We start from the raw sequence: 24,814 nt of genomic DNA, 5'->3' as shown, positions 1-24,814 counted from the left end.
CGTCAGCTCCGGTGCCGGGGGAACGAGAAGAACACCGTCTCGTTCTCGCCCTGCAGGTGGATGTCGAACCGCAGCCCGCCGTCGTCCTCGCGCCGCGCCACGAGGCCGTCCACCGCGCCGTCAGTCCCGGGCAGGTAGATGCGCGTGAACAGCCGGTCCAGCAGGCCGCGGGCGAACACCGCCACCGCGAAGAACGGCGTCGGGCCACCGGGTTCGACGGTGCTGAACCAGTAGCGGCCCGTCCGGTCGGTGCAGGACCGGCCCCAGCCGGTGAAGGCGGAGCCGCGGCGCCGCAGCGACCCCTCGGTCTCGGGCACGGCACCGGTGGCGTCGGCCTGGCGGATCTCGATCATCGCGTCCGGCACCGGGGCGCCCGCGCCGTCGTAGACATACCCGTGCAGCAGCACCGATCCCGCCGCGCCGAACGGCACCAGCTCGCTGTCACCGGGGTACGCCAGCGCGTGGTGGAAGAACGGCCCGATCGTCTGGCCGGGGGTCGCGCTAGTCATCGGAGGCCTCCAGGTGGGTGGCGTGGCTACCGGTCAACACGATGTCCCACCGGTAGCCGAGCAGCCACTCGTGCTCGGACAGAGAGTGGTCGTAGGAGGCGATGAGCCGGTCGAGGGCGGCGGGGTCGGTGATGGACTGCGCGATCGGGTCCAGCGCCAGCAGCTGGTCGCCGGGGAAGTACATCTGCGTGATCAGCCGCTGGGTGAAGTCCGTGCCGAACAGCGAGAAGTGGATGTGCGCCGGCCGCCAGGCGTTGTGGTGGTTGCGCCACGGGTAGGGGCCCGGCTTGATCGTCGTGAAGTCGTACCAGCCGTCGTCGTCGGTGAGGCAGCGGCCGACGCCGGTGAAGTTCGGGTCGAGCGGCGCCGGGTGCAGGTCGCCCTGGTGGGAGTAGCGGCCGGAGGCGTTGGCCTGCCAGATCTCCACGAGCTGACGGCGCACCGGCCGCCCGTCCCCGTCGACGACCCGGCCGCGCACGCGGATGCGCTCCCCGATCGGTTCCCCGCCGCGCTGCACGGTCAGGTCGGCCTCGACCGGCGCCACGTCGGAGTGCCCGAAGACCGGCGCGACCAGCTCGACGCCCTCGGGGTCGGCGTGCCGCAGCTCCTTGGTCGGGTGGCGCAGCAGCGAGCTGCGGTAGGGCGGGTAGTCCAGCAGCGGCGCACCCCCCGGTGAGTCGGCCTTGATCTTCGCGATCTCGTCGCTGATCTCGTGCTGGCTGGTCGTCACCCACTGCACGCTAGAGATCAGCGGCGCTCGTAGTCGAGTCCGGCTTTCCACTCACCGGAAGCCGCTGCGGACTGCGCCGCCTCGTGACGGCCCCCGGTGGGCAGCCCGCTCAGTCGGTGCGGCAGGGCGCGCTGTTGAGCGTGAACGCCGTCGGCGCGCTGTTCGCCCCGGTCGCGGCGCCGTTGAAGCCGATCGAGATCGACCCGTTCGGTGTGATCAGCGCGGCGTAGTCGGCGTTGGTGGCGCTCACGACCGCGCCGTCCTGCACGTGGCTCGCGTTCCACATCTGACTCACCGTCTGGCCGTCGGTGAAGCGCCACCGCAACGTCCAGCCGTTGATCAGCACACCGCTGACGTTGCGCACGGTCACCTCGGCCTGGAACGCGCCGGGCCACCGGCTGGTCACCCGGTACGTCACCGCGCAGGGCGGAGGCGGCGGGGTCGTCGTGGAGGGTGCGGGAGGCGGCGGCGGGGCGACCGTCGCGCATTCCAGCGCCCACAGGCCGATCTTGCCCTGGGCCGCGTCGCCCTCCGCCTGCGTCAACGGCCCACCGTCCACACCGGTCGTGCGCGCCACGCCGCTGCGCACCGCCAGCAACGCGTAGTCCGTGCCGTCCTCCAGCACCAGGCTGACCTCGCCGGGCGTGATGCTGCTGACCCGGACCTCCTTGTCCTGCAACGTCTTCCTGGCGAACTCCAGGGCCGCCTCGCCGCCGCAGCCGCTCGGTTCCGCGAGGTAGGAGATGCGCGCCTTCGTGCCGTCCGCGAGCTCGACCGTGCGCCCGTCGACGACCGCCACGACCCGGACCGGCGGCTGCTCGTCGCTCACCGACGAACGCGTGTTCGCCGGCGACGCCGCCGGGTGCGGAACGGACGCCACCTCTGCGGTGCAGGCGGCGGTGAGCAGGGCCAACAGCACCAGGAAGTGCTTTCGTGCTGCCATTGGACGACCGTATCGCTGCACGCTGGCCATGCAATCACCTGTTCGGACTTGATCAATTGTGGCGTTCAGCCGTGGTCACAGCATTAGTTGCGCCTTCGGTCGCCCGCCGTTCACCCCGCCTTGATGATCGGTGGACATGATCACGAGGTCCGCACCCTGCTGATGGAGGTCTGAAGTGCACACCCTGCAACCGCACTGGACGCGCCGCCTGCTCGCCGCCTTCGCCGTCGTCGCCTCACTGCTGGTCTTCGCCACCCCCGCCGCCGACGCCCGCGTCTACCAGTCCTGCGGCATCTCCGGCTGCTCTGCGGCCCGCTCCGCCGACTCGATCTGGGAGTCGAAGGGCTACCCCTCGACCCGCGGCTGGAACAACTGGCCCGACGGCCGGTGCAACTTCGCCGGCGGCACCTACTACAACCGCGACGGCCAGCTGCCGGCCGGGCACCGCTACCAGGAGTTCGACGTGTACCCACGGGCGTGCGGGGCGGCACGGGACGCGGCCCGGATCGTGGTCGACCGCACGAGCGGCCAGGTCTACTTCTCGCCGAACCACTACGCGGACTTCTACCCGGTGTACTGAGGTCCGTGCCGGGCGCTGCGGCGAACACCGCAGCGCCCGTTCGCAGGTGACCCACCCCACGCCCACGGACGTGGCGCAGCCCACTGCCCCACGGGAATCTCCCGGCCCGGTCGGCCGTTGTACGGGGTGGTCGGTGCGGTCCGTGTCCCCCGGGCCTCATCTAACCGCCTTCGAGGATTACCGTCCGGCTGGAGCCTCGTTGTGCCTTTCGCCGAGAGGCGACCGCCGCATCGACCCCCGTACTCGCCTCCAGTCGTTCTCGAATCCCCCCGCGGCGACGGCTGGAGGCTGCCTCACCTACCTGCCCAGTGCGGTGAGCGCCTGCTTCAGGCACTCCTGCGCGGTGGCGGCGGCCGAGTCGACCACGAGGTGGTCCTCGGGCCAGTCCTCCCACAGGCCGCGCATGCGCTGCACGTGCTCCCACGGAACCGTTGCGCGCCAGCCGGGAATGCCGCGGTCGCGGCCTTCGACCCGTTGGCGGTGCACGGTTTCGTCGGAGCACACGCACTCGACGCCGGCGAACACGCCGCCGAGGCGTTCGGTGAGGGTGCGCAGGCGGGCGCGTTCTTCGCGCGTGTGGGCGGTGAGGTCGAGGACCACGTCCACGCCCAGCTGCACCTGCCGGGCCAGCAGGGCGGCGATGCTCGTGTCGACCACGTGCCAGGCGTTGTCGTCGGTCAGCACCTCGAACGGAACCAGGGCGCCGATCACCCAGTCCGCGGAGAACACCGGGGCGCGCAGGTGCCGGGCCAGGCCCTCGGCCAGGGTGCTCTTGCCGGCGCCCGGGATGCCCGCCACCAGCACGACCGTCGGCCGCGCGGTGGTCGGTGGCAGCGCCAGGTACCTCTCCAGTGCCCGTTCGGCGATCTCCCCCGGCGTCATGGAGCGACGCTATACCTCGATCCGCGCTCCCATGATCACTGTTCGCTCTCGGGGTAGACCGAAGTGTTCCGCGGCGTCCGCGGTGATGTACGAGGTGGCCACGAACAGGCGTTTGCGCCAGCCCGCCATCGTCGGTGCCGTGCCGCGTTGCAGCTCGATCTTCGACAGGAAGTACGAGGCGCGGTCGAGGTCCAGGGTGCCTTCGGTCTGCTCGGAGGTCAGCAACGCCAGCGCGGCCGGCACGTCCGGGGTCTCCATGTACCCGAAGCGCGCGCTCACGTGGATGATGCCGTCGTCGCCGTGCCCGAGGTCGTCCACGTCTACCCGGCGGTCGGACGGGACGCGCGGCACCGGTTCGGTCTCGATGGACACGATCAGCACGCGTTCGTGCAGCACCTGGTTGTGCTCCACGGTGGCGCGCAACGCCAGCGGGGCGGTCTGCTTGCCGCGGTTGAGGAACACCGCCGTGCCGGGGACGCGGACCAGCGACCGCTCGCGCAGCTCGTCGACGAACTCCTGCAGCGAGCCCTCGGCGTTCTGCCTGGCCTTCGTCACGATGGACCGGCCGCGCTGCCACGTCGTCATGACGGTGAACGCGGTCAGGGCGATCAGCAGCGGCAGCCACGCGCCGTGCAGCAGCTTGGTCAGGTTCGCGGCGAGGAACAGCAGGTCCACGCCCAGCAGCACCACGCAGCCCAGTGCGATCGCCCACACGGGCGCACCGAACTTCCAGCGCGCGAGGAACAGGAACAGCGTCGTGGTGATGGTGATCGTGCCGGTGACCGCCATGCCGAACGCGAACGCCAGCGCCGCCGACGAGCGGAACGCGAACACCAGCGTCAGCACCGACACCATCAGCACCCAGTTGATCCACGGCACGTAGATCTGGCCGATCGTGGACTCCGAGGTGTGCGCGATCCGCAGCCGCGGCAGGTACCCGAGCTGCGCCGCCTGCGAGGCCACCGAGTAGGCGCCGGTGATCACCGCCTGTGACGCGATCACGGTCGCCGCCGTCGCGAGGACCACCATCGGCCACCGGCCCCACTCCGGCACCAGCAGGAAGAACGGGCCGCTGATGTTGGCCGGGTCGGCCAGGACCAGCGCGCCTTGACCCATGTAGCTCAGCACGCACGCCGGGAACACGAGCAGCAGCCAGCCGCGGGCGATCGCGGGCCGCCCGAAGTGCCCCATGTCCGCGTAGAGCGCCTCGGCGCCGGTGACCGCGAGCACGACCGCGGCCAGCGCGAAGAACGCGATGTGGAAGTGCCCGAAGAAGAACCCGAGCGCGTACGTCGGTGACAACGCCTTGAGGATCTCCGGGTGGCTCGTGATGCCGACGACGCCCGCGGCGCCGATCGCCGTGAACCACGCGATCATCACCGGCCCGAAGACCCGGCCGACCACCGCCGTTCCCCTGCGCTGCACCAGGAACAGCCCGACGATGATCACCGCCGTGATCGGCACGACGAACTCGCCCAGCTCCGGCTCGACGATCTTCAGCCCCTCGACGGCGGACAGCACCGAGATCGCCGGGGTGATCATGCTGTCGCCGAAGAACAGCGCGGCGCCGAAGATGCCGAGCGCGGCGAGCGTGCCGGCGGCCTTGCGGCCCTGCTTCGACTTCCACCGGCGCAGCAGCGTGATGAGGGCCATGATGCCGCCCTCGCCGTCGTTGTGGACGCGCATCGCCAGCAGCACGTACGTGACGGTCACGATGATCGTGACCGACCAGAAGATCAGCGACACGACCCCGTAGACGTTGTTCGCGTCCACCGGCACCGGGTGCGGGTCGGCCGGGTTGAACACGGTCTGGATCGTGTAGATCGGGCTCGTGCCGATGTCGCCGAACACGACGCCGAGCGCCCCGACGACCACTGCGAGCCGTGCGGTGTCGTGCGCGAGCCCGGTGCGGGCCGCCACCTGTCGATCACTCACGAGCGGACGATAGCCGTGCGGACCACCGCCTGCCGAACAGAACTTTGACATACCCATACCCCCCTGGGGTATAAATGCGGTGAGCGCTCACCGCGCCCCCGGCAGCACGGCCGGCCGCGCGGTGGCCGGAGAAGGAGCGGGACGTGCACGGCTACACCGAGAACAAGGCTTCCCACCTGCGCCGCCTCAAGAGGATCGAGGGGCAGGTCCGCGGCCTTGCGCGGATGATCGAGAACGACGAGTACTGCATCGACGTGCTCACCCAGATCTCCGCGGCCACTCGGGCGTTGCAGGCGGTCTCACTGGGGCTGCTCGACGAGCACCTCAAGCACTGCGTGAGCCAGGCCATCGCCGAGGGCGGGACGACGGCCGACGCGAAGATCGCGGAGGCCGGCGACGCCATCGCACGCCTGGTTCGCTCCTGACCTGGAACGAGGAGAAACCATGAACGAGTCCGTCACCACCGCGTACACCGTCAAGGGCATGACCTGCGGCCACTGCGCCACCTCGGTCACCGAGGAGGTCAGCGCGATCGACGGCGTCGGCGCCGTGGCGGTCGACCTGCCGACCGGACAGGTCACGGTCACCAGCAGCGCGCCGCTCGCCCTCGACGACGTGCGCGCGGCCGTCACCGAGGCCGGCTACGAGCTGGTGGCCTGATGAGGACCGGGTACGGGGTCGCCGCGTACGGGCTGGCGCTGGCCGCCGTGTTCGGCGGCACCTGGGCAGCGGGCGCGGCGACCGGCACCACACCGCCACCGCCGGAACCGGCGACGGCGCACACCGGCGACGGCACGGACGCCGCCGGTCACGGCAACACCCACGGCAACACTCAGGGCAACACCCACGGCGACACGGGTGAGAAGGCACCCGGCGCCGTCCCGCCCGGACTGTCCGTCTCGGACAGCGGGTACACCCTGGTGACGGGTGACCGGAGCTTCCGGATCACCGGGCCGGACGGCAAGCCGGTCACGCGGTTCGCGGTCGAGCACGAGAAGCGGCTGCACCTGGTCGCGGTGCGCCGCGACGGGTCCGGGTTCCGGCACGTGCACCCGGAGATGGCGGCGGACGGCACGTGGTCGTGGCCGCTGCGGCTCACCGAGCCGGGCAGCTACCGCGTGTTCGCCGACTTCCGGCCGGAGGGCGGGCCAAAGCTGACGCTGGGCACGGACGTGCAGGTCGCGGGCGACTACCAGCCGAAGCGGTACGACCACGACAGCAGGACGTTCACGGTCGACGGGTACGAGGTAACCCTGGACGGGACGCTCACCGCGGGTGCGGCGTCCGCGGTGGCCGTCACGGTCGTGAAGGACGGGCGGCCGGTCACCGACCTGCAGCCCTACCTCGGGGCCAGGGGCCACCTGGTCGCGCTGCGGGCCGCGGACCTCGCGTACCTGCACGTGCACCCGGAGGACGGGGAGCGGGTGAGGTTCGCGGTGGAGGTGCCGACGGCCGGGACGTACCGGCTGTTCCTGGACTTCCGGCACAACGGCGTGGTCCGCACCGCCGAGTTCACGATCACCACGGGAGAGGGGGACGGCCATGACCACGGCAACTGAGGCGAACCGGATCGAGCTCTCGATCGGTGGCATGACCTGCGCCTCCTGCGCCGCGCGGATCGAGCGCAAGCTCAACAGGCTCGACGGCGTGCAGGCCTCGGTCAACTACGCGACCGAGAAGGCGCGGGTCAGCTACCCGGACGGGTGCACGCCCGCCGACCTGGTGAAGGTCGTCGAGGCCACCGGGTACACCGCGGAGCTGCCCGCTGCTCCCGCGGACGCGGAGCCGGGCGAGGCGGTGGACCAGCTGGCGCCGCTGCGGCAGCGGCTGGTCACCTCGACCGTGCTGACCGTGCCGGTGGTCGTGCTCGCGATGGTCCCCGCGCTGCAGTTCACCCACTGGCAGTGGCTGTCGCTCGCGCTGGCCGGTCCGGTCGCGGTGTACGCGGCCTGGCCGTTCCACAAGGCGGCGTGGACGAACCTGCGGCACGGCGCGGCGACGATGGACACGTTGATCTCGATCGGCGTGATCGCGGCGTTCCTGTGGTCGCTGTACGCGTTGTTCCTCGGCACCGCCGGTGTTCCCGGCATGACGCACCCGTTCACGTTCACCGTCGAACGCACCTCGGGTGCGGGCAACATCTACCTCGAGGTGGCGGCGGGCGTCACGACGTTCATCCTGGCCGGCCGCTACTTCGAGGCCCGCTCGAAGCGGCGGGCGGGTGCGGCGCTGAGGGCGCTGCTGGAGCTCGGCGCGAAGGACGTCGCGGTGCTGCGCGACGGCCGCGAGGTCCGCGTCCCCACCGACGAGCTGCGGGCCGGTGACCGGTTCGTGGTGCGGCCCGGCGAGAAGATCGCGACCGACGGCGTCGTCGAGGAGGGAAGTTCCGCGGTCGACGCGAGCATGCTCACCGGTGAGTCCGTGCCGGTCGAGGTGCGCCCCGGTGACGCGGTGGTCGGTGCCACGGTCAACGCGGGCGGGCGGCTGGTCGTGCGGGCCACCCGCATCGGCGCGGACACGCAGCTCGCGCAGATGGCGAGGCTGGTCGAGGACGCGCAGAACGGCAAGGCCGAGGTGCAGCGGCTCGCGGACCGGATCTCGGCGGTGTTCGTGCCGATCGTGATCGCGCTGGCCGTGGGCACGCTGGGCTTCTGGCTCGGCACGGGCGGCGGCACCGGTGCGGCGTTCACCGCGGCGGTGGCGGTGCTGATCATCGCCTGCCCGTGCGCGCTGGGCCTGGCCACGCCGACCGCGCTGCTCGTCGGCACCGGTCGCGGCGCCCAGCTCGGCATCCTGATCAAGGGACCGGAGGTGCTGGAGTCGACCCGGCGGGTGGACACGGTGGTGCTGGACAAGACCGGCACCGTCACGACCGGCCGGATGAGCCTGGTGGGCGTGCACGTCGCGGACGGCGAGACCGAGGAGCAGGTGTTGCGGCTGGCCGGAGCGCTGGAGCACGCCTCGGAGCACCCGATCGCGAAGGCCATCGCCGTCGCCGCTGGTGACGTGCCCGCCGTCGAGGACTTCCGCAACCTGGAGGGCCTCGGGGTCCAGGGCGTCGTGGACGGGCACGCGGTGCTGGTCGGGCGGTCGCGCCTGCTCGGCGACTGGAGCGTGCGGGTGCCGTCGTCGCTGGCCGACGCCCGGCGCGAGGCCGAGCAGCAGGGCCGCACGGCGGTGCTGGTGGCGTGGGACGGCGAGGCGCGCGGCGTGCTGGTGGTCGCGGACACCGTGAAGCCCACCTCCGCCGCGGCGATCAGGGGCCTGCGCGCGCTCGGGCTGCGGCCGGTGCTGCTGACCGGCGACAACGAGGCCGCGGCCCGCGCGGTGGCGGCCGAGGTGGGCATCGACGAGGTCGTCGCCGAGGTGCTGCCCGCCGACAAGGTCGACGTCGTGAAGAGGTTGCAGGACGAGGGCCGCGTCGTGGCGATGGTCGGCGACGGCGTGAACGACGCCGCCGCACTCGCCCAGGCCGACCTGGGGCTCGCGATGGGCACCGGCACGGACGCGGCGATCGAGGCCGCCGACCTCACGCTGGTCCGCGGCGACCTGACCGCCGCCGTGGACGCGATCCGGTTGTCGCGGCGCACGCTCAGCACGATCAAGGGCAACCTGTTCTGGGCGTTCGCCTACAACGTCGCGGCGCTGCCGCTGGCGGCGGTGGGCCTGCTCAACCCCATGATCGCGGGCGGGGCGATGGCGTTCTCGTCGGTGTTCGTGGTGAGCAACAGCCTGCGGTTGCGCCGGTTCGCGTAGCCTGGGAACCGCCGAACGAGTGGAAGGGGCGGGTGTGCGGAAGCCGGCTTGGGCAGCGTTGGTGCTGGTAGCGCTCACGGCCTGCTCGACTCCCCCACCCGCCCCCTCCCCCGCCTCCAGCGCGCCACCACCGTCGTCCGCGTCGGCCTCTGCCTCGGACAAGGTCCACGTGTCGATCGGCGACTCGTACGCGACCGGCTTCGGCCCCGGCGGCACCACCGGCGAGAGCTTCGCCTCCCTGGTCGCCCGGCAGTCCGGCCTGCGGCTGGTCAACCTCGCCTGCAACGGCGCGACCTCGGCCGACCTCGCCACCAAGCCGGCCTGCGGCCAGGACGCGGGCGGCCGCACCCAGCTCGACGCGGCCGTGGAGACGTTGCGCGGCAAGGAGGTCGACCTGGTGACGGTGGTGATCGGCGGCAACGACCTGATCCCGTGCGCCCTCGACCAGAAACCCCTGGAGTGCGCGAACCGCACCCTCACCGACGTCCGCGCGAACGTCGCCGCCGCGTTGACCAAGCTCCGCGCCGCGGCCCCGGCCACGAAGATCGTGGGCCTGACCTACCCGGACGTGTTCCTCGGCGCGTGGGTGAACCCGTCGTTCCCCGACGGCAAGAACCTCGCCCGCCTGTCGGTGTCGATGTTCGAGCAGTTCAACGGGGTGCTGGCGGCCGAGTACGGCAAGTTCGGGGCGAAGTTCGCGGACGTCACGAAGGCGACCGGGGCCTACCAGCCGCTGACGCAGACGACGCAGGACCCGAAGTACGGGACGGTTCCGGCGTCCGTGGCGCAGGTGTGCTCGCTGACGTACTTCTGCGACCGGACGGACGTGCACCCGACTCCGGCTGGGCACAAGGCCATCGCGGAGGCGGTCAGCGCGGCCCGCTGAGCTCTCCGGCAGGCACGGCGACGGCGGCGGCACAGGCCCGAACGCTCACCACAGCGACTCCGGGAGCACCGCGGCCAGACCGTCGACCTCCTCGTCGGTGAGCGGACAGAGGTGGGCCAGGGCGTTGCGCACGTTCCGGGCTTGGAACAGCAGCGAGGTGTCCGGTTGGGACAGCCGCACCCGGCCCGTGCCGACCGCCCACGCCATGGAGCCCAGCTCCAGCGTGCCGTCCCTGGTACGGCGGCGCTCGGTGAAGTCCTGCCCGCGCTCGATCTCCTCGACGACTGCTTTCGACGCCTTGGAGCGCAACGCCTTCTCCAGTCGCGCCCGGCAGTCGTCCACGATCGGGGTGAGCACACGGCTCTGTCCACGCCAGACCAGTGTCTCGAGGCTGCCGCGTTCGGCGGCGGCCACCTTCGCCGCCGGACTCACCCGCACCCTCCCGTCCCACCTGTCCAGAACACCTCTGCGCCAGGCGGCTCTGAGCGCGTGGGGAGGACGTACGCCGTCCGCGCGGCCGTCCACGGTCACCGGCAGGACGTCGTCGGCCGTGTCGTACGGCAACGCCTCCACCTGTTCCAGGAGGGTGCCCACTCGACCGTCCCACCAGCGGGCCAGGTGATCGGCCAGCAGCAGGTCGGGTCCGGCGACCTCGACCAGCACCTCGGTGGCGACCTGCTCGCGCAGTGCGCGTGCCCTGCCCTTGGAGCTCCGCCAGCGCGACTGCCTGCGCACGGCAGCGGCGACGGTCGCGGTGTCCAGTCGCCCGAACACGTCCCACCACCAGTGCACCCTGGTCGTGAGCGGGTCGGCACCGTTCTGGGCCGACGGGGGAACGTCGTCCGCCTTCACGACCACCAGCAATCGCGGCCTGAGCTCCGGCGAGACGCCGTGCTCCTTCAGCACGGCGGTGAACCTGGTGACGCAGGTCCCCAGATCCGCCACGTCCCAGCCGTCCCACCCGCACAGGACGAGCACCTTGCCCGCGACCTGGTCGTGCCGCACGAGCCGGGTCAGCGGATCACCCTCGGGCGAGATCTCGAACAGCTCGCACAGCTTGTCCACCACCGTCTCCACCGGCCGGTCCACCTCCGCCGGGACCGCGAACGGCGGCTCGTCGTCGTGTTCCAGCAGTCCCAGGCTCTGCTGAGCCCACGAGGGCAGGTTCGCGACCGGGTCCCTGCGGCGAGCCTCCGGCGGCGGAACGCGGCGCCGCTGCGGCGCCTGCACCCGCACGCTGTCCACCCACCCGCTCAGCAGGTCGACGAGGTCGTCGGCCGCTCCCCTCTCGACCAGCTCGTCCGGCAGCACCCAGACGCAGGTGAACCCGTCGGCCAAGTCGTTCGACACCGCCTCGAGGTGTGCCTGCGGCCCCGGCAACGCCGCCAGCTCCCACGCCGGTCTCATGACGACGCGCACAACGTCGCGAGACAGCGGTGCACCATCCGGTCGAGGGAGACGCCGAAACTGCCCTCGTCGAGCACCTCGAGCTCCGCGAGCTCCTCCAACAGCTCCGTCGTACTGGCGAGATCGATCTCCAGTGCGGCCGCGACGTCCGCGGGCGACACGGAGTCACCGGGGTCGAAGTACTCGACCCACACTCCGATCCGCTCCCGCAGACCGGCGCTCACCCCCGCCCGTTCGAGGAACTTGGCCGCCCAGCCGGGGTCGGCGGCGTTGCGCAGCACGAGCTCCACCGCCTGCTCCCTGGTCCGGCCCCTGCGCACCACGCTGATCAGGTTCTCCACCTGTTCCGGCCAGCCGCCGGTCGCCTCGATCAGCCTCGTCCTGGCGGCCAGCACGTCGAACGGGCACTCCGGCCAACTGCGCAGGCTGCCGGCCGTCCAGCGCGTGAGCCGCACCACGTCGGCGCCGAGCTTCTCCGCCTCGTCCCGTTCCAGCACCAGAACCGCCGTGACCGGTGCCTCGGTCAGCATCTGCTGCGCGCGCTTCACCTCCCCCGGCGACTTGCCCCTGAGGTCCGCGACGACCACCGTGCGGCGCCTGCGACGGGCAACGGCCTGCAGCGTCTTGGTCACGTCGTTGCCGGACCTGCACACGTCCATGTTGAGGCTGCGGACCTCGACGTAGTTCTTGATGGCGTCGGCGACGCGGTCGATCCCGAGCGCAAGGGAGCCCACGACGACCGACACGGCGGTGGCGGGACCGGTCAGCTCCGACAGCTGCCCCTCGGTGAGCGGGCTTCTGAACTCGGTTCCCTGCTCGTCGACCGCGAGCAACCTGCGCGCGTCGCGCGGGTTGTACTGGTAGGGCAGGTCGAAGTCGGTCTCCTCCAGCTCACGGCTCAGGTCCGACTTCGTGCCGAGCATGTTGACCACGTTCGGGCTGCGCACGGCGAACCGGTCCTGCCCGGACAACCGGATGAGCAGCCCGAGTCCCACCATCTCGTCGAGGTGGATCCTGGTCTGGGTGACCGTCATGTCGTCGAAGCCCGCCGGCCAGCGCTCCCTGGCCAGCCCGAGGAGCTCGTCAGCGCCGTAGTTGCTGCTGAACGAGTCCTTCAGGCTCTCCAGGGCGACGATCAGCATCAGGACCCGGTAGCGGTCCTCCAGGTTGATCGTGATGCGCAGCCGTTCGGCGATGCGCGCCCGCACCCGGTCACTCGCGGCGACGGCCTCGACGTCGCTTTCCCTGATCTGCACCGGCACGTCCTGCAGCTGCGAACCCCGGCTGTGCAGGGTGCGCACCAGCTCCTCGCAGAAGATCTGGATGAGACCCGCCTGGTAGTTGGTCGCCGCGAGCAGGCGCCACACCAGTTCCGGCTGTTCGAAGGTGTACCCCAGCGCCGCGAGCGGCTCGGTGACCAGCCGCCGCGCGTCGGCGGGAGCGAGCGGACCGACCAGGATGTCCGGTCCGCCGTGCACGAGCGGCACGTTCGACAGGTCGCTGAACCGCTGCACCTGGTGCAGACCGGCGAACACGACCTTGAACCGGCGCTCGGTGGACTCCATCAGGTCCTTGAGCCGCGAGACGTTCGAGAAGGTCGCCACACCGCTCGCCGTCGGCACGCCGCGCGAGTCCGCGGTCAGGAAGGCATCGGCCTCGTCCGCCAGCAGGAGCAGCCGCTTGCCCGGGCTGTGGGCGAGCCACGCCCGCACCTGCGTGACCACGTCGTCCGCGGAGACGTCCGCGGGCACCTTCGACGTCAGCACACCGCGTTCCTTGAGCTCGACGACGATCTCGCGCCAGATCCGTCCCGCCGGCTCCGCCTCGCCGATGCCGCGGCCCTTCAGGTCGAGGTAGATGGCGTGCTGGTCCACCACCGCGTTGAACGTGGCCTCCACCCGGCGCAGCAGGGCGGACTTGCCGAGCTGCCGGCCGCCGTAGACGAACAACCCGCCGTTCGGGTCGATCACCTCGGCCATCTCCTTGGCCCGGCCGACGAACACCTCCGGCGGCACCAGACCCGCGACGAACGGCGTGTAGGGGCTCAGCGCCGTCCAGGGCAGCGTGACGCGTTGCGTGGCCTTCCACGAGCCCGGCGCCGTCGCGGCGACCCAGCCGAACACCGCGGGGTCCACCACCAGCGCCTGCACCGCGGAGTTGACGGCCTGTGCCGCGAGCCGGCGCCGCGCGGACAGGTCCATCGGGTGCAGGTACAGGATGATGTTGGCCCGGCCTGCCTCCTCCGCACCGAGCACGTCGAGGACGGACCGGCCACGGCGTTCCTCGACCACCACGGTCACGGTGAACTCGGAGGCGGCGGACCCGAGCACCGACACGTAGGACCCGTCGCTCGGGACGCCCTGCACGCGGAACTTCCGGAAGCCGCGGCTCTGCCGCAGCTGGTACTCGCGCGGCCGGACCGAGGAGTTGAGGCCGAGGGTGCGCAGGATGTCCTTGACGACTCCGGGCAGCGCGTCGTTGCCGTGCCGTCTGCTGTCCGTCAACGAGTCCCACGCCCGCACACCGACCCGGCCGAGCTCGGCGGGCGCACCGTCGCGCACCACCAGCCTGGCCCACGGCGCCGCACCGGTCTGCGGGGCCGCGAGGCCGCGCCCCGCACCGTCCGCCAGCACCGCGGCGAACGACTTCAGGTCGTGACCGATCAGCTCGGCGTGCTCCGGCAGCGGTTTGCCCTCGCGCAGGAACGCCAGGAACTCCGCGGCGGTCACGGTGTCGTCGTCGTCGAGCAACGCGGTCACCCGCCGCTCGTCCTCGTCCGCGAGCTTCAACGCGGCGAGCTCCGCACGCAGCTCGGCGACCCACGACCGCTGCTTCGCCAGCAGGTCGGCGACCAGGTCGCGCACGTGGCGTGCGGCCTCGTCGAACCGGTCGTCGCGCACGGTGCCCAGTGCGACCAAGCGGCCGTGCACCACCGTTTCCTCGTCCTGGTCGAGGAGGTTCTGGGTGCGCACCCTGGCGAACAGCTCCTGCGCCTTCATCAGTTCGCCGCGGAACTGCCGGGTGAGCGTCTCCCTCGCTGCCGCGACCTTCTCGCGCGCTGCGGCCGCCACCTCGCTCTCTCGCCAGAAACCGGCTTCGGCCAGCTCGACCACCTTCAGCGCACTGCGGAGGTCGCCGGTGTCGCAGTAGGACTGGACCACCGCGTCCAGGTCGAGCGGCTCGGCGAGCCTGGCCAGCACGCCCGATGTGCGCGGGTCCTCCTGGTCGGGGCGGCCGTTCTGGTCGCGGGGCAGGTCCGGCAGCGGCAGGAGGACGTCGACGCTCGGCTCCGCGATGCGGGGTTCCCCACCGGGCAGAGGCGGTTCGTCGGCGCTGAAACCGGTCCACACCGCGGTCGTGGTCGACTCAAGCCAGCTGCGCAGCAACGAGACCGCAGCGCCCACCATGCCCGGCGGGACCTCCGCGGCACCGGCCGCCGCCGCTTCGCGGAGGACCTTCGCCCCGAGAGCTGCGTCGTCGGCCTCGGCGGCGGTCAGCCGGCGGTTCACCGCGTCCGCCTCCTGGACGACCGCCCTGACCTCCTCGATGGCACGTTGCAGCGTGCGCAAGGCCGTGGCGACGATCGGTACCCGAGCCTGTTTGGGGGTGCGCATCTCGGCGTCGGCGGCCTCGATCATCTGCTCGACGGCGTCCGGTGCGGCGAGCTCGGCGACCAGGTCGGACACCGCCTGCCCGTTCGGCGCTCCCCGTCCCCAGTCGACCACCACCGTGAGTGCGCTCCACAAGGGCTGTCCGGTCACCATCAGCCGCTGCAGCACCCTGGTGGCGCGCTGGTAGTTGTTCTTGCGCCTGGGCAGTTCCTCCAGCAACACGGCTGCCCGCCTGCCCAGCTCCGCCCGTGCCTCGTGCACGTCCTCCTCGGGCTGCACCAGCCCGACCTCGAAGTCGACCCGGTACTCACGGCGCACAGCGGCGACGCAGGCTTCCACCAGCGTCTTCCACGGCGCGGGCAACGGGAGGTCGTCTTCGAGCTGAGCCAGCAGGGGGTGCCCCCAGCCCGCCACCAGGCCGGCCCGCAGCGCGGCCGTGGTCACGACGACGGCGGCCTCCGGGTCCTCGCTCAGTTCCCGTGCGCCGAGGTCGAGTGCCGCGAGCACCGCTGTGGCCTCGGCGTTGCTCGTCACCGAGTAGGCGGCGGCGGCGAAGCGCAGCGCGGACGCGCGCCGGTCGACCTCACCCGACATGGCCGTCACCCAGTACGCCTCGCCGAGGCGGCCCGCACGCGTCAACGCCACCGCGAGCGGGGGGTCGCCCTCGTCCCACCCGTGAACGAGCTCGTACGGCGACTGGGACGTCTCCTGCTCGATCGCAGGCTGGGGCAGTGGCACGAGCTCCGGCTCGCTCACGGGCTCGGCCACGATCTTCGGCTCGGTCTCGGGCAGCGCCTCGTCGACCGCCACGGCGACCGGCGTCACGGCGACCGGCGTCATGGCGACCGGGTCCGGCCGCGATCCCGACGCGGGCTTCTCCTCCGGTGTTCTCCCAGGGCCGGCGTTCGTTGTGGTCGTCAACGCCGCGTGGTCCCTGCGCAGCACCGCCAAACTGTTCAGCAGTCCGGCCTTGGCCTCCTCGGGAAGAGTGGCGAGCAGGGCTTCCAAGCCGGCGATCTGACCGCGCAGCTCCTCGGCGCGCGCCGCGACCGAGGCCTCTGCCCGCAGGCGGTCGGCTTCCTCCGCGCGCAGCTCCTCCACCCGCGCCTCGATCTCCACGAACTCCACGTGCTCCGGGAGGTCCAGCGCCAGCACCAACTGTTCCCGCTGGCTCGCGTACTCCTCGAGAGGCGCCGTCAGGACGACCGCTCCTCCCCGGTCTGCGACCTGCGCCGCAGCCCGCAGAGCAGCCGAGACCTCCGCGGCGAGGTCGCGGAGCCCGGTCAGCCGCAGCTCGTTCTCGGCGAGCCGGTAGCCGTCCCCCACGGCGCTCGCACGGTCTGTCACGTGGTGTTCCCCGCTCCCGATGAGGTCTGACAAGGTCTTCCTGGCCGCGCCGCCCACAGCGCGTTCGAGCTCGTCGCGATGACGCGTGGCGGCCGGAGTGGCCCTGGCGTTGCCGAGCAGGAGGCCGTACAGCGTCAGCCGCCCCATCAGCTGTCCGAGGGCGACGAGCATCGCGCTCAACTGCTCGTCGGTCGGATCGGCGACCTCGGCCTCGCTGAACGACAGGTGGTGGATCAGCAAGTGGGCAGCGGGGCTCAGCACGGCCTCCGCGACCAGTGCCAGCTGGTGGGTGTGCGCCTTGGCCAGCCAGGCGCGGACCGCTTTGAGCTCGCGGCGCACCGGCAGGCGTGTGGTGACCGCACCGTGGGAGAGCTTGGCTGCAGCTTGCAGCGGCCCGCTCAACACCACGACGACACCGAGGTCGGCGTCATCGAGCGTCTTGAGCCACCTGCGCAGTTCGTTGGAGACATCGGCGACGACTGTCACGGTGGGTAGTTGTACGCCTCACTCCAACGGAACCGGCCAGGCCACCGCTCAAGATCACCTGAGTGGAGCAGTGCAATTGGCTCAATTGCGCTCGAACGGCCCAATGCAGCCAGCGGCACAGTCATTTGAATGACGCAAGAAGCGCCGCCGTAACACCACGCAAGGATCACGCGATAGAGGATCAACCACCCGCAGCAAAGTCGGAGTCAGACCGATTCGAACACATAACTCCTGCTCAACATGGCAGGCACGATCTACTCGCGGCACCACGCGTCAAATAAGATGATGTCCAGCTTTTGTCCTTCTACTGTCACTTTTTCGCATCGGGGAAGCACAACTCAATCGACAGCATCCGCCGTACGAGTTGCATGTTGACGAGGAGAATTCCGGTAACTCTCCACGATGACGCAAAGTGACACGCCGCTGCGCCGAAGAGGTCACGGAAAGCAGCCACCTACACCCGCGTGGAGCTGAACGGCTCACACGAGGTTCTCAGCGCAGGCCGTGCGCGATCCGGGTCACGAACGCCACCAGCCGGTCCGGCGTGAACTTGTCCGGATCGGTCAGCACCAGCCGCCCTGACATCTCCGCCAGCGCCAGCATCGCGTGCCCCAGCAGGGCGGAGTCGAGGTCGTCGAGGCCGCCGAGCTCCTCCAGGCCGAGTGCGGCGAGCTCCTCGATCTGCGCCAGCACGCCGGAGCGCACCAGCTCGACCTGTGCGCGGAACTCGCGCGGGGTGCCCTCGGGGGGCAGCAGCACCAGGCGCCAGCGGTCCGGGCAGTCGACGACGGCCTGCACGAACACGCGGACGGCGTCGGCGAAGGCGTCGTCGGGGGCGCGGGTCGCGAAGTCGGTGGGCAGGGCGGCGAGGACCTGGTCGGTGGCGCGGGTGGCCTCGCGGTCCAGCAGGGCGGAGATCAGCTCGGCGCGGTTGGCGAACAGGTCGTAGAGCACGGGCTTCGTGACGGCCGCCGCGCGGGCCACCGACTCCATGGTCACCGTGTCGAAGCCGGCGGAGATGAGGCCCAGGGCGGCGTCCAGCAGCTGCTCGCGGCGTTCTTCCGGGGGCAGGCGGGGGGCGTACTTCCTGCGCGTTGTGCTCACGGGTCCATATTGCTACGGTGGCGTAGCTTTCACAAAGCTACGCGTGCGTAGTAATCGTCGGGCCGAGGACGGAGCCGGACAACCGTTCGCGGTGGGACCGCACCGCAGCGGGTAACCCTCGACGTGCCGGCACGTGCGGCGTGCGGATCTGCGGCGACTGCCTGGTGTTGGAGGAGATGTGAAGGTTCGCTCCGGAGAACTCGACCTGGCCGTGCAGGTGCGCGGGACGTCGGGACCGGTGGTGGTGCTGGTGCACGGCTACCCCGACACGCACGCGGTGTGGGACCGGGTCGCGGCGTTGCTGGAGGGGGACTTCCGGGTCGTCACCTACGACGTGCGCGGCGCGGGTGGGTCCACCGCGCCGTCCACTGAGGACGGTTATCGGCTCGAACACCTGGCGCGGGACCTGTTCGCGGTGGTCGACGCGGTCAGCCCGGACGAGCCGGTGCACCTGGTCGGGCACGACTGGGGGTCGATCCAGTCGTGGGAGGCGGTCACGACACCGGGCGCGCGGATCGCGACGTTCACCTCGATCTCCGGACCGTGCCTCGACCACCTGGGCCACTGGTCGCGGAAGCGGTTGTCGCTCGCCCACGTCAAGCAGTTCCTCCGCTCCTGGTACGTCGCCGCGTTCCAGCTGCCGGTCGTCGCACCCGCGTTCTGGCGCCTGTACCTCGCGCGCCGCTGGGGTGGCGTGCTCCAGCGGCTGGAGGGCGTTGACGCGCGACCGGCGAGGACCATCGCGTCCGACGCCGTGAACGGGATCTCGTTGTACCGGGCCAACATCCGGCAGGTGATGCGCTCGCCTCGGCAGCGCGTCGCCTCCATGCCGGTGCAGGTCGTGCAGCCGACCCGCGACCGCTACATCCGCACCGAGCCGCTCGACCTCGAACGCTGGGTGCCGTCCCTGCGCCGGCGCCGCATCGCCGCCGGCCACTGGGCGCCGCTGAGCCACCCGGAGCCGGTGGCGCGGATGATCAGGGAGTTCATCGCGGACTCCACTCCCCCGCGCGAGCTCGTCGTGATCACCGGCGGCGGCAGCGGAATCGGGCGGGCGACGGCTCTCGCCTTCGCCGCGACGGGTGCGCGGGTCGTGGTGTCCGATGTGGACTTCGCGGCGGCTGAGGAGACCGCGGCGCTGGCCGACGGGCACGCCTACGAGGTGGACGTGCGGTCGGAGGAGGCGGTGCGGGCGTGGGCGCGGCAGGTCGCCGACGAGCACGGTGTGCCGGACGTGGTCGTGAACAACGCTGGCATCGGGCACTCGGGGTCGTTCCTGTCGACCTCGACCGAGCAGTGGCAACGGGTGCTGGACGTCAACCTGTGGGGCGTCGTGCACGGGTGCCGCGCGTTCGGCGAGCTGATGGTGGAACGCGGCGAGGGCGGCCACATCGTCAACCTGTCCTCGGCGGCCGCCTACCTGCCGTCGAAGATCCTCTCGGCGTACGCCACCAGCAAGGCGGCGGTGTTCATGCTGTCGGACTGCCTGCGTGCCGAGCTCGCACCGCACGCGATCGGGGTCAGCGCAATCTGCCCAGGGGTGGTGAACACGAACATCACGGCCACCACGACGTTCTCCGGGGTCAGCGCCGACGAGGAGCGGCGCAAGCAGGACCGCGCGTCACGGCTCTACGCGCGGCGCGGGTTCGGGCCGGAGCGGGTGGCGGCGGAGATCGTCACGGCGGTGCGGCGCAACCGGGCGGTGGTGCCGGTGACCGCGGAGGCGAAGGCGGCCCGGCTGGCCAGCCGGGCGGCGCCGGGGTTGTTGCGGGCGTTCGCGAAACTGGACATCGTCTAGGACAACAGGATTCCCCTGGAGCGGGAAAGGTTTCCCCGAACAGAGCAACCCGCCGATCCGGTGTAACGAGCTGTTGGCACGCGTCGAAACAGGTGCCGTAAGACCTCGACACAAGCCGGAAAGGTGTGTCCACTATGGCTCCGAAGTGTCCACATTGCGATGTCTCCATGTGGATTTACGAGACCGTGCAGAAGGCCGACGGACCGTACGGCCGCTACGAGTGCAAGACGCAGCACTGCCCGAAGTGCAACGGCAGGTGCACGCACACGGTCGGACAGACGATCTCCTGACCACCGCGTCCCCGACCAGGAGCAGCCATGGGCATTTTCGGCCGTCGCGAGGAAGTTCAGACCGTCGACGTGGAGAACGTCCCCGTCGATCCGGGGGTGGCTGAGCGTCTGCCCGACGCGGGCGACTTCCTGCTGCGCAACCTGTCGGACCTCCCGGCGAGCTCGCTGCGCGAACTCGCCGCGGAGATCGAACGGGTCCGGCACCCCAACGGCTCCATCACGAACCGCAACCTCGACGGTGTGGGGGTGCGGGACTGGAGGAGCGGGCCGCTCACGAACCTCGTGTGGATCACCGCCGCGGACTGGATCATCACGGGCGTCTGGGCGTCGTTCGGGCTCAGCGGCCGCGACCGACGCCAGGTCGAGCGCACCGCGGAGACCATCGCCAGGGGACAGGGGGTGGCCGCCGCCGCGACCTGGGCGTTGCGGGCCAGGCCGGAGGGCAGGCTCCGCATCGAGTCGCTCGCCTCGCAGCTCGAGGACTCGCACAGCGAGTGGTACGGCAAGCTCACGAACGGCGACGTCATCAAGTCGTTCAAGAAGTGGCGCCGGCAACCGGGGTGACCGCACCGGCCGCGGTGAACGCGGCCGGTGCGGGACCGGAGGTGCTCAGGCCACCGGTTCGCCGGAGAGGGCGGCGGCCAGGCGGAGCCACGGCGTGGCCTCGTCGGACCGCCCCTGGCGCTCCAGCGTGCGGCCGAGCAGCAGGTGGGCGTAGTGGTCGACCGGGTCGCGGTCGACGAGCGCCCGCAGCTGCGCCTCGGCCTTGGTCAGCTGGGCCGAGTGGTAGTAGGCGCGGGCGAGCAGGAGGCAGAGGTCCGCCTGGAACGGCACCTCGTCGACCACCTCGGCCAGCAGCGTCGCGGCCCTGGTGTACTCCTTGGCCTCGAAGAGCAGCTGGGCGCGTTCCCACTTCTCGGCCGCGGTCTCCTCGTGGCCGGTGTCGAACAGGTGCGTCGCGGTCACCCACCGGTCCGGCGACACGTGGCCGTTCGGCAGGTAGTCGGTGAAGTTGTCCTTCATGAAACCTCCTTCCGCCGCCTACAACGCCGCACGGCCGCTGCTATTCCCGGCCGTCGAGCAACGCGAGGACGACCGCCGGCGATCCCGTCACGACTTGGTGCTCGGGAACGCCATGTCCTTGAAGTAGGTGGTCGCCTCGCGTTCCCGCAGCTCCCCCAGCCGGTCGATGAACGCGGCGGCGTTCTTCTCCTGCACCAGCCGCTGCTCTGGCTCCTCGGTCACCGGGAAGTTGCCCGGCGCGGCCTTCCACTCCAGGTAGGCGGCGGTCACCGCCATCTCGGTGTTGCGCAACAGGATCCACGACTGGTCCCACCGGTAGAACGCGCGCAGCCCGGTCAGGCCCGCGACGAGCACACCGGCGAGCGAGATCAGCCAGCTCTTGCCGGGGTACTCCAGGCTGGTCAGCACGGGCAGCGCCGCGCCGACGAAGATCACCGCGACGCCGCTGAGGCGGTAGAACCGCCGGTGCCAGCGGGCGCGGACGTCGTAGAACGTCCTCAGCCACGCGCCGTACGCGTCCGCCGTCGCCACGACACCGTCGTTCAGCGACGCGATCCGAGCGGGAAACGACGGAATCCGCCTCATCTCCAGGCCCCCTCTGAGCATTGTGGCCACACGGTATCCACGACCGAGGCCGGGCCGCTCCCCGGCAACTGCGCGACACCGCTTTCTGATCCTCCACAACGCCTTCACGCTTCGCGCACAACTCGGACCTAGCGTGCGGCACGTGCTGGGGGAACTGGAGCGGTCGCGGGTGGCCGTCGTCGTGCTGGTGGTCGCTGCCGGAACGTCCGCGCTGGTGGCCTGGACGGCCGGGCTGGTGGTGGTCGCCGGCGGGTGGGTCGTCCCGGACTGGGCGGTCACCGGTGCGCTGCTGGTGGCGGCCGGTCTGGTCGTGGTGGTCCGCTGGCGGGGCCGGACCCCGTGGCCGTTCCGGGTGGTCGCCGTGCTGACCGCGCTCGCGACCCTGCTGTCCGGGCTGGGCGACACCCTGGCGACCTACACCGTGCTGCCGCCGGACGGCTGCCGGGTCGTGGTGCGCGAGACGTCGTTCCTGTTCGCGGGCTCCGGTGACGTGTTCCTGACCGGGCCGCTGGGCGTCGGCACCCGCGTCGGCTCCTACCGCACCGACGACGGGTACCTGCCGGTGGCGAGTGGCGACTACTCGTTCCGCTGGGAGTCCGGCACCGGGCGGCTCGGCTTCGCCGGACGTCCTGGCGACCCGGTCCTGAACCTGGAGATCGAGCCGTTGCGCTGCTGACGGCCGCCTCCCCGGACACGGTTCCGGGAACCGCGGCGGGCGGGTGTCAGCGGCCTGCCAGGTGCTGGGCCGCGTACGCCCGCCACGGCCGCCACTGCCCCGTCCGCTGCTCCAGCGCCTCCGCGGACGACGGCAGCCCCAGCTCCCCCGCCGCCTGCCGGACCCGCGTGTCCACCGCGAACGCGTCGGGGTCGCCCAGCGCCCGCATCGCGATCGTCTCCACGGTGGTGCCGCCCATGCCGGTGAGACCGCCCAGCACCGCGCGGGCCTGCGCCCAGTCGCCGCCGACGCTCAGGTCCACCGCACCGGAGACCAGCGCGCCGGCCACCGAGTGGATCGCGGCCGCCCTGCGCGGTGACACGGGCAGGTCCGCCTCGTGCAGCCGGTCCGGGCTCGGGAACAGGTGCGTGAGCCCGCCGCCTGGGTCCACGACGGGGTCGCCGTGCGCGGCCACCAGCTTCGCCGACGACGAGCCCGCGACGGCGCGCACGGCGAACTCGGCGCCGTCCACGGTGCGCGGCACCCGCCGGCCCGGCACCTTGGCCACGAGCGGCGCGAGCACCGGGTCGCGGCCCAGCAGGTCGTCCACGGCCACCGGGTCCGCGTCGAGGTCGAGCAGGAAGCGGCACCGGCTGATCGCGATCGACAGGTCGCGCAGGTCGGTGAGCGTCAGGTGGCAGCTCACGTGGTCGGGCAGGGCCCGCAGCTCGGCGATCGCGGGGCCGTGCGGCAGCCGCAGGGTGCGGCGGTAGGCGCCGTCGCGCCACTCCTCCACACCGGGCACCGCGGTGGCGACCAGCTGCTCGAACAGCTCGTCCGGCGCCAGCGGGGCGCGGAAGGGCAGCCGCAACGTCAGCGCGCCCGCCGTTCCCACCGGGCTCTTCCTCTTGCCGGCGCGCGCCCGCAGTTCCGTGGGGGACAGGGCGAAGACCTCGCGCACGGTGTCGTTGAACGTCCGCACGCTGGAGAACCCGGCCGCCAGCGCCACCTCGACCATCGGCAGGGCGCTGGTCTCGATCAGCAGCCTGGCCGTCTGCGCCCGCTGGGCCCTGGCCAGCGCCAGCGGACCGGCGCCGATCTCGGCCAGCAGCTGCCGCTCGACCTGGCGGGTGCTGTACCCGAGGCGCCGGGCCAGCCCGGGAACGCCCTCCCGGTCGACCACCCCGTCGGCGATCAGCCGCATGGCCCGCGCCACCAGGTCCGCGCGCACGTTCCACGCGGGCGAACCGGGGCTCGCGTCCGGCCGGCACCGCTTGCAGGCGCGGAACCCGGCCTGCTGGGCGGCCGCCGCGCTGGGGTAGAACCGCATGTTCTCCACCTTGGGCGGCACCACCGGGCAGCTGGGCCGGCAGTAGATCTTCGTCGTGACGACGGCGGTGAAGAACCACCCGTCGAACCGGGCGTCCTTGGACCGCACGGCACGAAGGCACCGCTCGCTGTCGTTGTGCACACCACGAGCATCACCCCGGCACCCCGGTGCGGTCTAGCAGGAATGCGACACGGTGATCCGTACGGGTGGTGATGTCGCAAAACCGCCAGACGGACCCCTCACCCGGTGGTGGAGTTGCCCGCATGACCAGTTACGCGCGCGAGGAAGCCGACCCCTACTGCGCCTGGCCCGCCGAGGCCGACCTGCTCGTCCGCGCCACCCCGTGGAAGCGGGTCGTGGTGGTCGGCGACAGCGTGGCCGCGGGCATCCGCGAGCCGCTGGAGGGCTACCGCGACCTCGACGGCACCGGCCGGGTCGCGGACGCCTTCGGCTCCTCGGTGGAGTACCTGAACCTGGGGGTGCGCGACCTGCGCATCGCCGAGATCCGCGCCACCCAGCTGGAACCGGCGCTGGAGTTCGCACCGGACCTCGCGATCGTGGCGGCGGGCGGCAACGACGTGCTCGGCCGCAAGTTCGACGAGCAGTACGTGGAGACCGAGCTGACCGCCGTCGTCGGACCGCTGGTGGCGCAGGGCGCGCAGCTGGCGATGATCGGCCTGTTCGACCTCGCCCGCTCCGGGCTCGTGCCCGCGGAGCACGCACCGGCGCTGGCCGAGCGGTTCGACCGCTTCGACGCGCTGACCAAGCGCGTCGCGCAGGCGCACGGCGGTGTGCAGTCGGAGAACCACGCGCACCCGCTGGCCGCCGACCCGAGCATCTTCTCCTCCGACCGGATCCACTGCAACGCCCGCGGCCACGCCATCGCCGCGACCACGTTGCTGGAGGCGTTGCTGGTGCTGTGGAAGCGCCAGGACGAGGAGCGCACCGCCTGACCCC

General features: G+C 71.5%; 22 protein-coding genes. 11 read left to right on the top strand and 11 right to left on the bottom strand.

The window, feature by feature from the left end; genetic code table 11:
• Nucleotides 1-2 precede the first annotated feature (2 nt).
• From pcaG to AB0A63_RS10245, 3 genes are all read right to left on the bottom strand, one after another.
• The gene (pcaG, locus tag AB0A63_RS10255) at nt 3-509 is read right to left on the bottom strand and encodes a protocatechuate 3,4-dioxygenase subunit alpha (protein ID WP_360387925.1); all 507 of its coding nucleotides are present in this window, start codon (nt 507-509) and stop codon (nt 3-5) included.
• Nucleotides 502-1,218 carry a protocatechuate 3,4-dioxygenase subunit beta gene (gene pcaH, locus AB0A63_RS10250; protein ID WP_360388373.1) on the bottom strand — a complete coding sequence of 239 codons (717 nt, stop codon included), beginning with the start codon at nt 1,216-1,218 and terminating at the stop codon, nt 502-504. The genes pcaG and pcaH overlap by 8 nt, the downstream gene beginning before the upstream one ends.
• Before the next feature lie 130 nt (nt 1,219-1,348).
• Complete coding sequence (locus tag AB0A63_RS10245) at nt 1,349-2,182, bottom strand: cellulose binding domain-containing protein (RefSeq protein ID WP_360387922.1); 834 nt, start codon at nt 2,180-2,182, stop codon at nt 1,349-1,351.
• Nucleotides 2,183-2,357: 175 nt separating this feature from the next.
• Between AB0A63_RS10245 and AB0A63_RS10240 the strand changes: the two genes are divergently transcribed.
• Complete coding sequence (locus tag AB0A63_RS10240; RefSeq protein ID WP_360387920.1) at nt 2,358-2,762, top strand: ribonuclease domain-containing protein; 405 nt, start codon at nt 2,358-2,360, stop codon at nt 2,760-2,762.
• Nucleotides 2,763-3,059: 297 nt separating this feature from the next.
• Here AB0A63_RS10240 and AB0A63_RS10235 read toward each other — a convergent pair whose 3' ends face one another.
• Nucleotides 3,060-3,644, bottom strand: coding sequence for an ATP-binding protein (locus AB0A63_RS10235; RefSeq protein WP_360387917.1), 585 nt, complete (start codon nt 3,642-3,644; stop codon nt 3,060-3,062).
• A gap of 9 nt (nt 3,645-3,653) precedes the next feature.
• Nucleotides 3,654-5,579 carry a KUP/HAK/KT family potassium transporter gene (locus tag AB0A63_RS10230; protein ID WP_360387914.1) on the bottom strand — a complete coding sequence of 642 codons (1,926 nt, stop codon included), beginning with the start codon at nt 5,577-5,579 and terminating at the stop codon, nt 3,654-3,656.
• A 143-nt stretch (nt 5,580-5,722) separates the two neighbouring features.
• Here AB0A63_RS10230 and AB0A63_RS10225 point away from each other — a divergent pair, with 143 nt between their 5' ends.
• From AB0A63_RS10225 to AB0A63_RS10205, 5 genes are all read left to right on the top strand, one after another.
• A complete protein-coding gene (locus tag AB0A63_RS10225) occupies nt 5,723-6,004 on the top strand; it encodes a metal-sensitive transcriptional regulator (protein WP_360387911.1) in 282 nt (93 codons plus the stop codon).
• Nucleotides 6,005-6,023: 19 nt separating this feature from the next.
• Complete coding sequence (locus tag AB0A63_RS10220) at nt 6,024-6,239, top strand: heavy-metal-associated domain-containing protein (protein ID WP_360387909.1); 216 nt, start codon at nt 6,024-6,026, stop codon at nt 6,237-6,239.
• Complete coding sequence (locus AB0A63_RS10215; RefSeq protein ID WP_360387907.1) at nt 6,239-7,138, top strand: hypothetical protein; 900 nt, start codon at nt 6,239-6,241, stop codon at nt 7,136-7,138. The genes AB0A63_RS10220 and AB0A63_RS10215 overlap by 1 nt, the downstream gene beginning before the upstream one ends.
• On the top strand, nt 7,122-9,335 hold the full coding sequence (locus AB0A63_RS10210; protein WP_360387905.1) for a heavy metal translocating P-type ATPase: 2,214 nt from the start codon (nt 7,122-7,124) through the stop codon (nt 9,333-9,335). The genes AB0A63_RS10215 and AB0A63_RS10210 overlap by 17 nt, the downstream gene beginning before the upstream one ends.
• A gap of 61 nt (nt 9,336-9,396) precedes the next feature.
• On the top strand, nt 9,397-10,221 hold the full coding sequence (locus AB0A63_RS10205) for a GDSL-type esterase/lipase family protein (protein WP_360387902.1): 825 nt from the start codon (nt 9,397-9,399) through the stop codon (nt 10,219-10,221).
• A gap of 45 nt (nt 10,222-10,266) precedes the next feature.
• On the opposite strand, the gene AB0A63_RS10200 is transcribed toward AB0A63_RS10205, so the two are convergent.
• The 3 genes from AB0A63_RS10200 to AB0A63_RS10190 form a co-directional block, all read right to left on the bottom strand.
• Complete coding sequence (locus AB0A63_RS10200; protein ID WP_360387900.1) at nt 10,267-11,628, bottom strand: hypothetical protein; 1,362 nt, start codon at nt 11,626-11,628, stop codon at nt 10,267-10,269.
• Nucleotides 11,625-17,072: a hypothetical protein gene (locus AB0A63_RS10195; protein ID WP_360387897.1), complete on the bottom strand. Its 5,448-nt coding sequence runs from the start codon at nt 17,070-17,072 to the stop codon at nt 11,625-11,627. Before AB0A63_RS10195 ends, AB0A63_RS10200 begins: the two co-directional genes overlap by 4 nt.
• A 492-nt stretch (nt 17,073-17,564) precedes the next feature.
• A complete protein-coding gene (locus AB0A63_RS10190) occupies nt 17,565-18,176 on the bottom strand; it encodes a TetR/AcrR family transcriptional regulator (protein WP_360387895.1) in 612 nt (203 codons plus the stop codon).
• A gap of 178 nt (nt 18,177-18,354) precedes the next feature.
• Between AB0A63_RS10190 and AB0A63_RS10185 the strand changes: the two genes are divergently transcribed.
• The 3 genes from AB0A63_RS10185 to AB0A63_RS10175 all read left to right on the top strand — a co-directional run bounded on the left by AB0A63_RS10185 (nt 18,355) and on the right by AB0A63_RS10175 (nt 20,828).
• Nucleotides 18,355-19,974 carry an SDR family oxidoreductase gene (locus AB0A63_RS10185; protein WP_360387892.1) on the top strand — a complete coding sequence of 540 codons (1,620 nt, stop codon included), beginning with the start codon at nt 18,355-18,357 and terminating at the stop codon, nt 19,972-19,974.
• A gap of 167 nt (nt 19,975-20,141) precedes the next feature.
• Entirely contained in the window at nt 20,142-20,264 is a 123-nt protein-coding gene (locus tag AB0A63_RS10180) for a hypothetical protein (RefSeq protein WP_360387889.1), read from the top strand.
• Nucleotides 20,265-20,291: 27 nt separating this feature from the next.
• The gene (locus AB0A63_RS10175) at nt 20,292-20,828 is read left to right on the top strand and encodes a hypothetical protein (protein ID WP_360387887.1); all 537 of its coding nucleotides are present in this window, start codon (nt 20,292-20,294) and stop codon (nt 20,826-20,828) included.
• Between the two features lie 45 nt (nt 20,829-20,873).
• Here the strand turns inward: AB0A63_RS10175 and AB0A63_RS10170 are convergent, their stop codons facing one another.
• Nucleotides 20,874-21,287, bottom strand: a complete 414-nt coding sequence (locus AB0A63_RS10170) for a tetratricopeptide repeat protein (protein WP_360387884.1) — start codon at nt 21,285-21,287, stop codon at nt 20,874-20,876.
• Nucleotides 21,288-21,374: 87 nt separating this feature from the next.
• A complete protein-coding gene (locus tag AB0A63_RS10165; protein ID WP_360387881.1) occupies nt 21,375-21,893 on the bottom strand; it encodes a DUF4231 domain-containing protein in 519 nt (172 codons plus the stop codon).
• Between the two features lie 121 nt (nt 21,894-22,014).
• Here AB0A63_RS10165 and AB0A63_RS10160 point away from each other — a divergent pair, with 121 nt between their 5' ends.
• Nucleotides 22,015-22,548, top strand: a complete 534-nt coding sequence (locus tag AB0A63_RS10160) for a hypothetical protein (RefSeq protein ID WP_360387879.1) — start codon at nt 22,015-22,017, stop codon at nt 22,546-22,548.
• Between the two features lie 46 nt (nt 22,549-22,594).
• Here AB0A63_RS10160 and AB0A63_RS10155 read toward each other — a convergent pair whose 3' ends face one another.
• On the bottom strand, nt 22,595-23,998 hold the full coding sequence (locus AB0A63_RS10155; protein WP_360387876.1) for an AlkA N-terminal domain-containing protein: 1,404 nt from the start codon (nt 23,996-23,998) through the stop codon (nt 22,595-22,597).
• A 122-nt stretch (nt 23,999-24,120) separates the two neighbouring features.
• On the opposite strand from AB0A63_RS10155, the gene AB0A63_RS10150 reads away from it, so the two are divergent.
• The gene (locus AB0A63_RS10150) at nt 24,121-24,810 is read left to right on the top strand and encodes an SGNH/GDSL hydrolase family protein (protein ID WP_360387873.1); all 690 of its coding nucleotides are present in this window, start codon (nt 24,121-24,123) and stop codon (nt 24,808-24,810) included.
• The last annotated feature ends 4 nt before the right edge of the window (nt 24,811-24,814 follow it).

This window comes from Lentzea sp. NPDC042327, assembly GCF_040647275.1.
In the GTDB taxonomy this organism is placed as follows: domain Bacteria; phylum Actinomycetota; class Actinomycetes; order Mycobacteriales; family Pseudonocardiaceae; genus Lentzea.
This window is presented reverse-complemented; position numbering and strand designations above follow the sequence as displayed.

What these genes read in the sequence shown, in the direction of transcription:
- AB0A63_RS10180 (WP_360387889.1), top strand. Translation starts at nt 20,142, where the DNA reads ATGTGGATTTACGAGACCGTGCAGAAGGCCGACGGACCGTACGGCCGC.
- AB0A63_RS10150 (WP_360387873.1), top strand. Translation starts at nt 24,121, where the DNA reads ATGACCAGTTACGCGCGCGAGGAAGCCGACCCCTACTGCGCCTGGCCC.
- AB0A63_RS10220 (WP_360387909.1), top strand. Translation starts at nt 6,024, where the DNA reads ATGAACGAGTCCGTCACCACCGCGTACACCGTCAAGGGCATGACCTGC.
- AB0A63_RS10170 (WP_360387884.1), bottom strand. Translation starts at nt 21,287, where the DNA reads ATGAAGGACAACTTCACCGACTACCTGCCGAACGGCCACGTGTCGCCG.
- AB0A63_RS10210 (WP_360387905.1), top strand. Translation starts at nt 7,122, where the DNA reads ATGACCACGGCAACTGAGGCGAACCGGATCGAGCTCTCGATCGGTGGC.
- AB0A63_RS10215 (WP_360387907.1), top strand. Translation starts at nt 6,239, where the DNA reads ATGAGGACCGGGTACGGGGTCGCCGCGTACGGGCTGGCGCTGGCCGCC.
- AB0A63_RS10175 (WP_360387887.1), top strand. Translation starts at nt 20,292, where the DNA reads ATGGGCATTTTCGGCCGTCGCGAGGAAGTTCAGACCGTCGACGTGGAG.
- AB0A63_RS10235 (WP_360387917.1), bottom strand. Translation starts at nt 3,644, where the DNA reads ATGACGCCGGGGGAGATCGCCGAACGGGCACTGGAGAGGTACCTGGCG.
- AB0A63_RS10245 (WP_360387922.1), bottom strand. Translation starts at nt 2,182, where the DNA reads ATGGCAGCACGAAAGCACTTCCTGGTGCTGTTGGCCCTGCTCACCGCC.
- pcaG (WP_360387925.1), bottom strand. Translation starts at nt 509, where the DNA reads ATGACTAGCGCGACCCCCGGCCAGACGATCGGGCCGTTCTTCCACCAC.
- AB0A63_RS10200 (WP_360387900.1), bottom strand. Translation starts at nt 11,628, where the DNA reads ATGAGACCGGCGTGGGAGCTGGCGGCGTTGCCGGGGCCGCAGGCACAC.
- AB0A63_RS10165 (WP_360387881.1), bottom strand. Translation starts at nt 21,893, where the DNA reads ATGCTCAGAGGGGGCCTGGAGATGAGGCGGATTCCGTCGTTTCCCGCT.